General features: G+C 49.3%; 13 protein-coding genes. 5 read left to right on the top strand and 8 right to left on the bottom strand.

Features of this window, described 5'->3' with window-relative positions:
- Position 1 precedes the first annotated feature (1 nt).
- The 6 genes from SYNC_RS03445 to SYNC_RS03425 all read right to left on the bottom strand — a co-directional run bounded on the left by SYNC_RS03445 (position 2) and on the right by SYNC_RS03425 (position 6,056).
- Positions 2 to 1,942, bottom strand: coding sequence for a ComEC/Rec2 family competence protein (locus SYNC_RS03445; protein WP_011618663.1), 1,941 nt, complete (start codon positions 1,940 to 1,942; stop codon positions 2 to 4).
- 226 nt (positions 1,943 to 2,168) lie between these two features.
- On the bottom strand, positions 2,169 to 3,086 hold the full coding sequence (glyQ, locus tag SYNC_RS03440; RefSeq protein ID WP_011618662.1) for a glycine--tRNA ligase subunit alpha: 918 nt from the start codon (positions 3,084 to 3,086) through the stop codon (positions 2,169 to 2,171).
- A 785-nt stretch (positions 3,087 to 3,871) separates the two neighbouring features.
- Positions 3,872 to 4,594 (bottom strand): Coq4 family protein, encoded by a 723-nt coding sequence (locus SYNC_RS13530; protein WP_011618661.1) that lies wholly within the window; start codon positions 4,592 to 4,594, stop codon positions 3,872 to 3,874.
- Between the two features lie 683 nt (positions 4,595 to 5,277).
- Positions 5,278 to 5,358: a hypothetical protein gene (locus SYNC_RS14960; protein ID WP_237699302.1), complete on the bottom strand. Its 81-nt coding sequence runs from the start codon at positions 5,356 to 5,358 to the stop codon at positions 5,278 to 5,280.
- Between the two features lie 146 nt (positions 5,359 to 5,504).
- Positions 5,505 to 5,726 carry a hypothetical protein gene (locus SYNC_RS03430; RefSeq protein ID WP_011618659.1) on the bottom strand — a complete coding sequence of 74 codons (222 nt, stop codon included), beginning with the start codon at positions 5,724 to 5,726 and terminating at the stop codon, positions 5,505 to 5,507.
- Between the two features lie 60 nt (positions 5,727 to 5,786).
- Positions 5,787 to 6,056 (bottom strand): hypothetical protein, encoded by a 270-nt coding sequence (locus SYNC_RS03425; RefSeq protein WP_148201827.1) that lies wholly within the window; start codon positions 6,054 to 6,056, stop codon positions 5,787 to 5,789.
- Positions 6,057 to 6,664: 608 nt separating this feature from the next.
- Here SYNC_RS03425 and SYNC_RS14540 point away from each other — a divergent pair.
- The 4 genes from SYNC_RS14540 (at position 6,665) to SYNC_RS15225 (ending at position 9,664) form a co-directional block, all read left to right on the top strand.
- The gene (locus SYNC_RS14540; RefSeq protein ID WP_011618657.1) at positions 6,665 to 6,802 is read left to right on the top strand and encodes a hypothetical protein; all 138 of its coding nucleotides are present in this window, start codon (positions 6,665 to 6,667) and stop codon (positions 6,800 to 6,802) included.
- Between the two features lie 302 nt (positions 6,803 to 7,104).
- Positions 7,105 to 8,292 (top strand): DUF6554 family protein, encoded by a 1,188-nt coding sequence (locus tag SYNC_RS14885; RefSeq protein WP_049750317.1) that lies wholly within the window; start codon positions 7,105 to 7,107, stop codon positions 8,290 to 8,292.
- Between the two features lie 96 nt (positions 8,293 to 8,388).
- Complete coding sequence (locus SYNC_RS03415; protein ID WP_011618655.1) at positions 8,389 to 8,667, top strand: hypothetical protein; 279 nt, start codon at positions 8,389 to 8,391, stop codon at positions 8,665 to 8,667.
- A gap of 196 nt (positions 8,668 to 8,863) precedes the next feature.
- Positions 8,864 to 9,664, top strand: a complete 801-nt coding sequence (locus SYNC_RS15225; protein ID WP_083756063.1) for a calcium-binding protein — start codon at positions 8,864 to 8,866, stop codon at positions 9,662 to 9,664.
- A gap of 53 nt (positions 9,665 to 9,717) precedes the next feature.
- Here SYNC_RS15225 and SYNC_RS14145 read toward each other — a convergent pair whose 3' ends face one another.
- Together SYNC_RS14145 and SYNC_RS03405 are read right to left on the bottom strand one after the other, a co-directional pair.
- Positions 9,718 to 9,867 (bottom strand): DUF3104 domain-containing protein, encoded by a 150-nt coding sequence (locus tag SYNC_RS14145; protein WP_148201826.1) that lies wholly within the window; start codon positions 9,865 to 9,867, stop codon positions 9,718 to 9,720.
- Positions 9,868 to 9,890: 23 nt separating this feature from the next.
- Positions 9,891 to 10,592: a response regulator transcription factor gene (locus tag SYNC_RS03405; RefSeq protein WP_237699268.1), complete on the bottom strand. Its 702-nt coding sequence runs from the start codon at positions 10,590 to 10,592 to the stop codon at positions 9,891 to 9,893.
- A gap of 198 nt (positions 10,593 to 10,790) precedes the next feature.
- Between SYNC_RS03405 and SYNC_RS03400 the strand changes: the two genes are divergently transcribed.
- Positions 10,791 to 12,242, top strand: a complete 1,452-nt coding sequence (locus SYNC_RS03400; protein ID WP_011618651.1) for a sensor histidine kinase KdpD — start codon at positions 10,791 to 10,793, stop codon at positions 12,240 to 12,242.
- Positions 12,243 to 12,342 lie beyond the last annotated feature (100 nt).

Genomic DNA, 12,342 nt, shown 5'->3' with positions numbered 1-12,342 from the left:
CTTATCCAGCGTTATCCCATCTTAAGGCTCCACCGCTTGATTGCCTGAGGCGATGGGATTGACCACTCACGCGCAAATACCAACGCCGATCTTGGCCTCCAAGTGGGCGAAGCATCAAACCAGGGCTTTGAAGACGTTGACCTGGCAGCAAAGGAGGCTGCCCCTGATGCTCAGCCCTAACGGTATGCGCTAATTCAGTCCAACAACGGCTGTGATCACTCGCCACTGGATCCATCACCACCACCCAGTCCAAGCGAGGGTGTCCATAACCATGCCCAAGTTGCTGAGCCAACTGGCAACTGAGCAAATCCCCGTGACTGCTTATCAGAGCAGCCCGCCCCTGGTGACGGGCCAGTAGCCACTGTCTCCCCCACTGCCGCACCATGACAAGCTCATCGCTGAGCTGAACACTGGCTTGCACCAGCGTGGCGCAGAGCAAAAGAGGGAAAGCTCTCCATCGCCAACGATGCAGAGACGGCAAGGCCCAAGGAAGAAGCGCCAGCACAACGACCAGCACCACCCAAGGCTGCGGATGTCCCGTGAGCATCTGGGCATGGGGCCAAGAACTGATCCAATGCACCAAAGCGATCAACAACAACGCCAACTGCTGCACCGGCGCAACCAACACCGGCATCACCAGCGCAGTAATCGCAGTTGGCAGCAGCAAGGTCAACAGCGCCAGGGTCATGGCCGAAAGGGTGAGCGGTGCCAGCAATGGTGCAGCGATCAGGTTGCTAACCAGCGCATACAAAGGCACAGATCCGAAATGCAGGATTTGCAGAGGAAGGGTCCAGAGCAGCGCCGCCACTGGCACCGATAAGGCAGGGGCCATAACTCGCATCCAACGCTGAGGACACAACTGGAGGAGCCACTGCTCTAGTGGCTGCGAACTGAGCACTAAACCAGCTGTCGCAGAGGCACTGAGCTGAAAACCAATAGAACTTGCCCAGGAAGGGTGCACCAACAGCATCAAAACCAATGTGGTGAGCAACACGCCCAAGGGTTGAGCTCGAGAGCCCCGTTCTCGGATCAGGAGAGAGGTAGCTCCCATCAACACAGCGCGAACAACCGATGGCTGCACACCCGCCAGTGCAAGGAAAACAGCCATGGCGCCCACTCCAGCCGCCAATCGCAAGAGCATGTCAACCCTGCGCGTCAGTGCAAGCGTGGTTCCCAACAACACCGAAAGGTGAAATCCAGATGCTGCTAATACATGGGATAAACCCGCCACACGAAAGGCCTCTCGGAGCTCCGAATTGAGCTCAACTTGGGCACCCCCAAGCACCAACGCCGCCAGTAGTCCACCTGAATGCTCTCCTGCTGAATCTTGAAATCGAGCAGCGATCTGACGACGCGCATCAGCCAGAGGAGTGTGTGCTTGATGAATCAGCTCCACTTGCTTGGTACGGAATTGGGTCCAACATCCGCGAGCCGCCAAACGTTTAGCCGGATTGGGAAGCAGGGGATGGGTTGCGACTGCAGGAGTCACGAGCTGACCCTGAGCCCTTAGCAACGAGCCTTTGCGCAACATCTGAAAGCAGGGGTCCGCTACCAGTTCGGTGCGTCCATCGCGAACCTTGCCACCAAGATGATTCACCTGCAGCAGGGCTTGGCAGCGCCCTCTACGCACATGTGCATCAGCGAGGGCACGTCCCTCAATCACCAGCGGCTTCTGATCGGAGCCGCTTGGCACAAGCTGAAGCGGATCCAGTGATGTAGGGGGTATGGCCTCTTGCCCCGTAGACGAGCGCAGAAACAAGCCACACAGCACGACAACAAAAAGAATCAGCTTCCAGCCTGGAAGCGCATACCGGTGGCAGATCACTAGAACAGCCGCAGCAAGACCAAGCAACACCACAATCCAGTGATGAATCCCCTGGGAAAAGGCCGCCCCGAGCTGAGTGGCAAGCATCAATAGAACCAGCCAAAGAGCAACGTTCATCAACGCTGAGCCATCAAGCTGGTTAAAGCATTCCCCTAAAAGACAAAGGAGAGTAGCGATGCCCTCAAGTGCATTCTTTCAGCAAGTTCACTGTCATCAGGTCAGAGCGAGTTGAAAAACAATCACTGACAGATGTGTATCAACTCAATCAATTCAACAGATAGGATTTTAAAAATAATCTCAAATCATGAATCAATACTGCTTGATTGATGCATGCACAGCAAGGTCAATGATCCCCCGCCGCGGCCGCTATTGGCTGCAGCAAAGGGAATCCCAGAGCCTCCCGTTCTGCCAGCCAAGCCTCAGCCACTTTTCGCGCAAGATTACGAATCCGTCCAATCGTAGCGGTACGTTCTGTCACCGAAATTACGCCACGAGCTTCCAACAGATTGAACGTATGACTACACTTCAGGACAAAGTCGAGAGCAGGCGCTGGCAAGTTTTGTTCAATCAGATCAGCGGCTTCTGCCTCATAAATAGCAAAGAGCTGTTTAAGTCGATCAGGATTGGATGCTTCAAAATTAAATTGACATTGGCCCTTCTCGAAGGGGAGCCAAATATCCCCATAGCTACGTTCTTCGTTCCAGCTCAAATCCCAGATGCTTTCCACATCCTGTAGGTACATCGCTAAGCGCTCTAAGCCATAAGTGATCTCAATTGAGACGGGCTTGCAGTCGATACCGCCACATTGCTGGAAGTAGGTGAACTGGGTGACCTCCATGCCGTCCAACCACACCTCCCAACCCACACCCCAGGCACCAAGCGTTGGGGACTCCCAGTTGTCCTCCACAAAACGAATGTCATGATCCGCAGCGCAAATTCCTAAGGCCGCAAGGGATGCAAGATAAGTTTCCTGAATGCCATCGGGAGAGGGCTTAATCAGCACTTGGTACTGAAAGTAGTGCTGCGCCCGATTGGGGTTATCGCCATAACGACCATCGGTGGGGCGACGGCAAGGTTCTGGATAAGCAACAGCCCACGGCTCAGGTCCTATCGCCCGAAGCACCGTATGAGGGCTCATGGTTCCAGCACCCTTTTCAGTGTCATAGGGCTGCAACAACACACAGCCCTGTTCACCCCAAAAGCGATTCAGCGTGCTGATGATGTCCTGAAAGTGGGTTGAGGGTGCTTTATCAGCGGACATCGAAGACTATGACTGGGTTTGGCGACTGCCTAACTTGTTTGACGATTGTTTGAGTGTCGGTCAAACGGCAACAAGCAGGGCAGAGATTTGAATACACGAGGCTAGACCAGCACAGCGTTTCTGCTTGAACGCTTGACGATTACTTGCCTTTTGGCTGTTGAGTGATTGCGTCAAACAGTTGTCCTAAAGGAGCGCGCCCAAGGTCAAACACATCTGGAGTAGCCAAACTGAAGACGAGCGATGCTTGATGCTTGCTGAAAACAACGGAGGGGAGGTCTGTTCTTTTTAAATGATGAGTATGTATCTCTAAGGACACCAACGCACTCACACGCTTGTATTGGTGTGGGTCGGGTGATGGGAAGCATCCTGCTTAGAACGGTCGGTTGTGAATACCCCCGTTCTTTTTTATGGGATGGCCACAGCCAGCCACAGCCAGACCTAGAAACATCTGGAAAGAGATTGTCTGGGACTAGTCATCACTTACCTGCAAAAAGCACAGAGATTGATAAGTGCCCCATCACCTACTCACTCCGCAGGGCATCTGCCTTACGGGGTTTTTTATGGCTTCAGCTATCTCCAGTGAAGCACTAGGCAATGGTTAGCAATGGTCTCGGTCTTATCTTCAATCGGTCATACCGATATCACTTCATTCTGAAAAGGCCAATGACGACCACCCGGGAATAGGTCAAACAGAGCCCCCCTGTAGATGACTCAACTGCAATGAGCTCGCTGCACAATTCAGATTAATCAGGGCTTTATCTGTTAATGCATGAAATAATAAGATGTCAGGAAGGAAGAGTCTCCCACCGATGTATTTCATCCTGAAAAGGAGATTTCTCCAGCAAACGAGAAAGACCAAGCTCAGACCTCCATTCTGCCAACGGTCGCTCCCATCCTTCTTCCCAACGGCACCCTTCCAAGAAGACTCCAGCAAGACCTACTTGAGCACCAAAGCTGATGGCTTCCCAGATCATGCGATGTTCATCGGGTTCGATGAAACTATGAGTCATCAAAGCTGAGAGACCTGCAACTACGCCAGGCTGACGCTGTGAAACAGCGTAATAGGCTTGAACAGCAGCTTCCCCAGCCACTGAAGTATCAACACCAAGAACTAAATGGTGGATGTCATGAGTACTTCGGATTCTGCGGGTTAAATAATCCCCATTTTCATTGGTTTTCGCAACCTTCCTCAGGTTTTTATTGACCGGTGGAAGTGGATCAATGCCGAGCTGCCCAAACATCTGCTGCGCGCAGAATCCCAGACTTCCAACTGGCATTACACGCATACCATCAAATGATGGCCATGAAACACCAAATCGCTCATCAACAAGAGGCTTAATTTGAGGATGAGTTAAAAATCTATTGAGCCATTCCCTTTGTAGATCCCACTTGAAAATTGGTGAAAAATGCTTACTGTGTTTAATCCCATGCTCAGGATCCCTGGCCACTTGAAGAATGCCTAATGCCAACTCAAAAGCATCCTCTTTTAATTCATTACGAGAAACCATGCTATAAATTGCCGAGGCTTTTATGATCTAAACCTGCTAAGCATCCAAGTCACTACTTAAAACCGAACAAAGAAGTTCGGTTTATCAGGCAAAGCATCAGAGGTGGGGTGCATTCCCTGAATCAGATTGAGCGTCACCAACGAGGACACACCACCCTTTCTAAGCGTCTGGGAGGGGGCAGGGCTGGGCATCATGTGCCCAGGGATGCGATACAGCTCGGCACCCTCAAACCCACTGCACGATTATGTTTTGCCTACTTCCATCCCTGCCTGAGCAGTTGCTCCGCTGAGTATTTGGTGAGAAATAAGCGCTTCCAGAGCCGCTCTGCTGAGTATTTGATGAGAAACAAGCGCTTCCAGAACCAATCCCCTGAGGATTTGATGAGTAAGAGGTAATAAAACTCACAAAGTTAAATAAACTACAGTTTCCCCATCACCCACTCCGCAAGGCATCTGCCTTACGGGGTTTTTTATGTCCTTCCTAGGAGATAGGCATCGATCTCTAAGGACACCGACGAACTCACATGCTCGTGTTGGTGTGGGTCAGGATGCTGAGAATATGCAAATTTTTATGGCTCAACAGCATCGCCACACACAGGAGTCATCTGTTTCCAACCTTGTTTGCGATGGTGGAATCTCATTTTAAGCAACGCAGACTCACCATCAGGCATACCTCTGCCGTCATCAGAAGACCTTTAGATGCTGGCCCCACGTCTTCTCGTCTCTGTGGAACCGCTTAACCCAGCAACGGTCTCGGTCTATCAACCAGCCCTATGTTCCCAAGTTGCGACGCGAGCAATACAAACCTATGAACGGCATAGCCTCTTCGCAAGACATTACCTTTGCCGATGCCTCCAGATGCAACCTTTATTTTCCCAGAAGACAGGAATAATCCTTTTCATAGTCTTGAATCAGAACTGTCTGTATTGCTTACAGAATGCGGACACCTCGGCGTAGTTCGTTCCTTTGAGACCCGTAATACGCTCTAACTCCTTGGCATATTCCTCCGCCTTTTCAGGGTTAAAACTTTCCTGACTTAACCCCAACGCACAATTCATCTTGATTTGCGTATCTGTATTCACGCAACCACCAACAAGCAGGGGAAGAGCGAGGAACGGGATTAGGTTTTTCATACCTCACTCTACAGCTAGAAAGCAACACCGCTATCCAGGTAGGCACACCAAAGAAACGCATTAGCCTTCAGTATCTTCAAATGCTTTAACCATCCAAGCAGGAGAGTTTATCCCAAGGTCGGCAACATTATCTTCCTCATAAATCTCGGCAATCTCATTGATGTTCGCAAGGATTAGCTCCTTGTATTTCTCAACCGCTAAACCGATGCAGTTCTCAGCTGACATATCACGGTAAGTATTCTGAGCAAATGAAGCGTTGCATTCCAGCTGAATGCTACTAAGAACTTCAGGCGGTATTGAATTGTCCGCAAGTGCAGTGCTGGAACCCATTAGGTTGATTACTGTGAACAATGCGATGGATCTTGCAATCATCTGGTGACCTAAAAGCCTAATACAAACTATGGACACCATTGCAGTCTAATCGTTTCATTGGATCTGCAGATGGTAATAGTGTGCTCGGTCGAGTTGCCTACAGAATCAACAATGGCTCAACAGCAGGAGTAAACATCTCCTCCGACGAGGCATTTGAAACCAGAGTTTCTGCAGATATCAAAGTTCGTTTGGTTGTGCGAGTACAACTGTGCAGCACAAAGAATTTCTCCTCCTTGTGATTAATGCTATGAAATCAACACCTGCTATCAGGGATGTGAGTATTTATGACCAAATCTGCCGATCCGGTTTGAATTATTTGGCATGACGGGAAGGGTGAGTATTTACCACGCCATGAGAAGCCCCCAAAGTCCTTGAAACTTCAGGGGATTTTTATTTCTTTATTAGCTCTAATAACTGCCCATATCGTCCTTCAGTGCCTGGCGCTAATGAGCAGAAATTAGATATAAAGTGATCACTAAAATAAGGGTGTCAACTAGGGAGATTGCAACCACGCCAAGAGTGGGGTTTTCTGAAGGTGGAGTGCTTTAACTAGTAGCTTTCAACCAATGACCCTTGACACTCAGACGACGCTGGCTCTGCTTCAGGAGCTATTGATGACACTGAGGGCTAATGACGCTGATGGCTACAAGCTTGGTTGGTCCTGGAGATTGATGAGCTTGGAAGAGATAAGCCGCAGTGATTGAGTTGGAGTGAATGGTGCCCTTGTTGGTTGAAGAAGAGAGGGAAAGGCTGATGACGCGGCAGCTGGGGTGAACCTCTAGTCCATTGAGGTGATTGGTCAGCTGAGAACACAACGAGAAGGGGGCCCTGAGTGCGGCTGATGTGGTGTAGACCTCAGTGTTTGCAATGGTTTTCAGATTTCACCAGAAAATCACCAGATCTCCACCCTGTCTCCACCAGGAGATCACCAGGGAATCACCAAGAGCGCAGTCATCTTCAAGTTGTCGGGGGAGCCACCCTTCCTCATTCTTCGCTCTTTAGAACCATGACGACTACAACACAGGCTTTGGTCACTATCAAGGAACCAGTCCTCGAGTTTGTTGGCGACCCGCTGACCAATTTTGAGCCGAAAATAGATGAATTAACAGGAGGAGAGGGCACTGTAATTAATCAAGACCCAAATGAATTGACTGGAGGAGGAGGCACTCCTATTGATGTCGCCCCAAATGATTTAATAGGAGGAGAATTTGAGGCAGAAACGTCAGATCAGCCAGAACCAGAGACTTATAAACCTCAAGCAAAACAAGATCCCAGTGATTCAAATTTAGGAATAAATGGCGCAGAAATTTATTGCTTAATGAGGAACATGGGTAACGATCACCAAGCCAGCTGGAAAGCAACTTATGCCTTGATACAAGATCGTTATGGCGGAATCTCACCAGAGCATGCTGCGCTCATGATCACCGATGCCGTTGTGAGAGACCCAGGCAGCTATCCCAACGGCGGTCAGTACCTTGGTGATCTTGACGCAGGCAACCTAGGACCTTCAAAATCCTTTGATAGCGTTCTTAAATCCACCGATTCAAGCGATAGCAATTCATTCAATTCGACTTACTCGAGCGAAAACAATGGATGGGTTAATCCTAGTCAGATTGATTTAATTCCTGATTCAGCCCAAATACAGAGTAATTTCAGACTCGAGATAGTGTCACTTGCTCGAAGCGTTGATTCATTTAAAATGAAAGATGAAATTTATGATCAGTATCGGATATACCAGGCAGCTTTAAGCACAGTTCCTGCTGATGATTACAGGGAAATAGCAGGTCTCATGCTGGATGCTGCTTACAATGTCCGACAAATATTTGCAAGTACAGGTGTAGATGATGAGCGTAATCCTGCCTCTAGTCTGACGGGGCTTGCTGCAGACTACGACTTCCTTGCTCAAAATCACTTTCAAGATCTATATTTTCTCTCATCGCCTGAGGTGGCCAAAGATGGATACGACGTACTGACTGATGTAAATACGTCTTTTCATCCATTGGAATCTGATCAAGTTAGCTTGATAATCAATCCTTTGGATATGAATGGTGTTAGTGTAACAGTAATAGAGCCTATGCAAGAGTCATTAGGGGTTTCTATTGGAGGTTCTGAAAGTTTTAATCAGGAGGACGCTGGAAATCTATTCCTTGATTGGGTGGAGGCATCCGAGGCATCCTCCGATGTCCTTTTCTGAGTTGTTTGCTCACATCTCCGCAGAACAAAAACCAGCCCCGCCACGAGCGGGGTTTTTATTGCAGCGGTGAATGCTTTATGCAGTTACCCATAACCAATGCCCCTCGACCCTCAGATGACGCTTGCTCTACTGCAAGAGCTACTGATGGCGCTGAGGGCTAATGACGCGGATGGCTACAAGGCTTGGCTAGCCCTTGGCATTGAAAAGCTTGGAAGGGATGTGGCTGGTGAAGTCGAGTCCGACTGCATGGTGCCCTTATTGGTTGAAGAGGAGAGGGACAGGCTGATTGGTTGGCAGCTGGGTATGAGCCTCGAGATCGTTGAGAGCGCTGACGAGCTGGGACGATCCCTCAGATGCTGCATAAAGAGGTCCTGAGGCGGAATAAAGCTCAGTGGTTGCAATGGTTTTCAGGTTTCACCAGAAAATCACCAGATCTCCACCCTGTCTCCACCAGGAGATCACCAGGGAATCACCAAGAGCGCAGTCATCTTTGAAATATCGAAATCAAGGAAACGGCTGATGACCCACTACTAAATATTTCCAAGAAGCACAAAGTAAGTCGAAAAGACTGATGTGCGAACAACCAGTCCAAACTTTTAATTCACACATTCAAAGTCAAAGGAGAAAAACAATGTCTGAATTTCGACCCCCTAACAGTTGGGAACAGTTTGTCCAGTCTTTTCTAGCCGGATGGGTTTGGACAGGCACTGACGGTGATGACAAGAAATATGGTTCAGTACAAGATGATCGTCTTTCGGGAGGCTCAGGAAACGACCGGCTTAATGGCTATACGGGCAATGACAAGCTATTTGGCGATGATGGCAATGACTATCTTGAGGGGTCGGATGGAGATGACACGCTTTGGGGTGGATCCGGAGCAGATTATTTGTACGGCGGCGTAGACAATGACAGGCTTTATGGCGGATCTGGACAAGATTATTTGATTGGCCAGGTTGGAAATGACATCCTTGATGGCGGCGACGGTAATGATAAGTTGCTCGGCGGCTGGGGCAATGACACATTGGCTGGCGGTGCAGGTATGGATGTGTTGAACGGCGGCGATGGCAATGACACATTGACTGGCGGTGTTGGCGCGGACGTCTTTGTCATGTCAAATGGGCGAGATACAATTACAGACTTCAGAATCGAAGATGGGGACAAAATCTTCGTGAAGGATATAAGTCAACTGCTTATTTTCGAAATCGGTTCTGATGTATTCCTTACGACTGCGACAGGCATTGACCTCATGGCAGGCGACACAATGTTGATTCAAGATGCCACGCAATTAGATGTTAGTAGGTCAATTATGGATTCTAATTCTTACATAGGCCTTCCATGGGGAGGAACATGGAACTTCAATCTTGTCACCTAAGTTTCTTGCTCCCTTATCTACACACCAAACATTCCCCGCCATGAGCGGGGTTTTTATTGCTCCGGAGCTTTCGGCAGGATGGGCGTCACCAGATCAGCGTTGACCCAGCGGATCACGCCTGAATCCACATCAGCGATCTGGAAGAAGTTGTGGGCTTTCTGGGCGCGGGTTGCACCGCCTTTTAAAGAGTAGTTTGGAAGCATGAGTTCCAATCAAGAATGAAGCGTTATTGGTCGTTCATGCGAAGTGCGAAGCCCACTCCTCTCACAGTTTGTATCACCCGTTCCGAGCCGCCTGCCTCAAGCTTCTTGCGCAGATATCGCACAAATACATCCACTACATTTTCGTCTCCGAAGTAGTCGTCACCCCAGACATGCTGAATCAACTGCCCTCTAGAGAGCGCCTGCCGAGGGTGGCGCATGAAGCAATCGAGAAGATCGAACTCTCGTACTGTGAGTATCAGTGCAGTGCCATTAATGGTGCATGTGCGTTCGGCCCTATTCAAAGCTAATTTGCCTATTTCAAGCAAATCGGAACTGAATTCATTAGAGAATGTGCTCTTGCAAAAAGTGGCTCGGCGAATCAGAGCTTTTACCCTGGCCAAAACCTCGCGTACGTTAAAAGGCTTGGAGATGAAGTCATCGGCGCCAGTCTCCAGCGCGGCAATACGATCATCTATTTCATCTCTGGAGGTCATGATGATCACAGGTAATGAAACGTCGGTTTCCCGCAGACGACGGCAGATGTCCAGCCCGGTTATTCCAGCCATGTTCCAGTCGAGGAGGGCCAAATCAACAGGAGTGTCGGGTTCGCGTAGTTTCTTCAGGGCAGAGATTCCATCAGTGGCAGTCACCACAGTGAAACCTTCAGCCTGGAGCTCCATCTCAAGCAATGTCACGATATTGACCTCATCGTCGGCCAGAAGCACCGTTGAAGTAGTTCCAGGCATCAATATTGTGAAATTGTAAAAACCCTAATGTGAATTATTTGATTCATCAACCACTCTTCAAAGATGAGAAGCCTTTCATTACAAGTGATCACTTATGCAATGGGGTTGTCAAAGCATCTCAAATATTCATGGAGATCAAGGAAGAGGTAACCGCCAGCCCCTTTAAAGGATTCTAAGATGTTCAGAGATTTGATCGGTTCACCAAGTTCTCACTGGTCATTAGGCCGCCGCCTTCTTTGGATCACACTGGCAGTGGTGCTAGGTCAGTCCTTGATCAGCCTTGCGATTAATCACAGCCTGCGCCAGCACCTAATCGATGATGTTCTGCGAGGCACGATGCAACGGCAGGGCCTCTTGATTCTGGATGAGATCACTGAGGAACTTAATCAACTCACACCTGCGCAGAAAAAAGTGTGCTGCTCCATCAGCGACTATGAAAGCTTTCTTAGAAACCTAAATCTCAGCAACGGCAAGGTGGCATTGATCGTTGGTGACACTGGCATGGCAACCAGCCGCTCAAGTCGCACATTATTTGATGAAAAAAAGCTCAGACAATTTGCTGAGCGGGCTATGCAAGCTGATGATGGATTCACTGTGATCGACACCAGCTCGAATGAATCTGTAGCCGTACAGGAGGTGAAACTACCTGGAGGGCCAGAAACCGGCAATTTCGTTTACATCCGACCTGTGTACGGAATGCCACTATTGAAATCCCAGCGCATGATGAAGCTGGGATCTGAACTGATCTTGATCCTATTAACAGGTGCGGTGCTGATCCTGAGTGCCCAGCGCCCGCTACGCGCAATCAAACAAGACCTCTCAACGATAGAACTGAGTAACCTCAAAGGCGCAACGATTCCGACAGATAAAGCTCCACTAGAGCTGCTCCCGATCATTAAGGAGTTCAACGAGATGGTGGAACGTCTACGCCTCTCCTCCTCAAATCAGAAACAGTTCGCTTCAACGATTAGCCATGAATTCCGCACCCCGCTGACGGTGATCTCCGGCTTCATCCAATCGGTGCTGAATCGTGGAGAAGACCAGCTTGAAGATCAACAAAAAAAAGCTTTGGGGATTGCTGATAAGGAGGTTCTACGGTTGAACCGCATGCTGAGCGACCTTCTCGACCTAAGCCGAGCGGATAACCAGCAGCTCTCGATCCGTCGCGAAATCTTTGAGCTGATCCCCAGTTTGGAGCAAGTTCTTAAATTGGCTAACGCCGCCTACGACAATCCAATCACCGACAACCTCAGAGAACTTCCGTATCTGGAGGTGGTCGGTGATCCAGACAGACTTGTGCAGTGCATCGGCAACCTGATTGGTAACGCCGTGAAATATTCGGGGAAGGGATCACCGATTGATCTACAGGTTAGTTCGGATGATTCCAAGGTCACGGTCAGTGTGAGCGATCGTGGCCAGGGGATACCCACAGATCAACTCGACAACATTTTTGAACGCTTCACCCGCGCCAAGGGTGTTGTCTTGCCTAGCGGCGAAAGCAGCACGGGACTTGGGCTTTCAATCGTGAAGATGCTGATGGAAGCGATGGGAGGCACGGTTAGTGTTTGCTCAACAGTCGGCGAAGGCAGCATCTTTAGCCTGCAATTGCCGTTATTGGGTCAGTCCTGATGGAGCCACATTCCGAACGAAGACAAATAGATACTACATCTCCTCGATAATATTCAAAAAAACATAATGATACTCAACTTATGAAGTTGGCAAATCACTT

It is taken from the genome of Synechococcus sp. CC9311, assembly GCF_000014585.1.
In the GTDB taxonomy this organism is placed as follows: Bacteria; Cyanobacteriota; Cyanobacteriia; order PCC-6307; family Cyanobiaceae; genus Synechococcus_C.
This window is presented reverse-complemented; position numbering and strand designations above follow the sequence as displayed.

Coding starts and splice junctions, on each gene's coding strand:
- SYNC_RS03445 (WP_011618663.1), bottom strand. CDS start 1,942: ATGAACGTTGCTCTTTGGCTGGTTCTATTGATGCTTGCCACTCAGCTC.
- glyQ (WP_011618662.1), bottom strand. CDS start 3,086: ATGTCCGCTGATAAAGCACCCTCAACCCACTTTCAGGACATCATCAGC.
- SYNC_RS13530 (WP_011618661.1), bottom strand. CDS start 4,594: ATGGTTTCTCGTAATGAATTAAAAGAGGATGCTTTTGAGTTGGCATTA.
- SYNC_RS03430 (WP_011618659.1), bottom strand. CDS start 5,726: ATGAAAAACCTAATCCCGTTCCTCGCTCTTCCCCTGCTTGTTGGTGGT.
- SYNC_RS03425 (WP_148201827.1), bottom strand. CDS start 6,056: ATGGGTTCCAGCACTGCACTTGCGGACAATTCAATACCGCCTGAAGTT.
- SYNC_RS14540 (WP_011618657.1), top strand. CDS start 6,665: ATGACCCTTGACACTCAGACGACGCTGGCTCTGCTTCAGGAGCTATTG.
- SYNC_RS14885 (WP_049750317.1), top strand. CDS start 7,105: ATGACGACTACAACACAGGCTTTGGTCACTATCAAGGAACCAGTCCTC.
- SYNC_RS03415 (WP_011618655.1), top strand. CDS start 8,389: ATGCCCCTCGACCCTCAGATGACGCTTGCTCTACTGCAAGAGCTACTG.
- SYNC_RS15225 (WP_083756063.1), top strand. CDS start 8,864: ATGTGCGAACAACCAGTCCAAACTTTTAATTCACACATTCAAAGTCAA.
- SYNC_RS14145 (WP_148201826.1), bottom strand. CDS start 9,867: ATGCTTCCAAACTACTCTTTAAAAGGCGGTGCAACCCGCGCCCAGAAA.
- SYNC_RS03400 (WP_011618651.1), top strand. CDS start 10,791: ATGTTCAGAGATTTGATCGGTTCACCAAGTTCTCACTGGTCATTAGGC.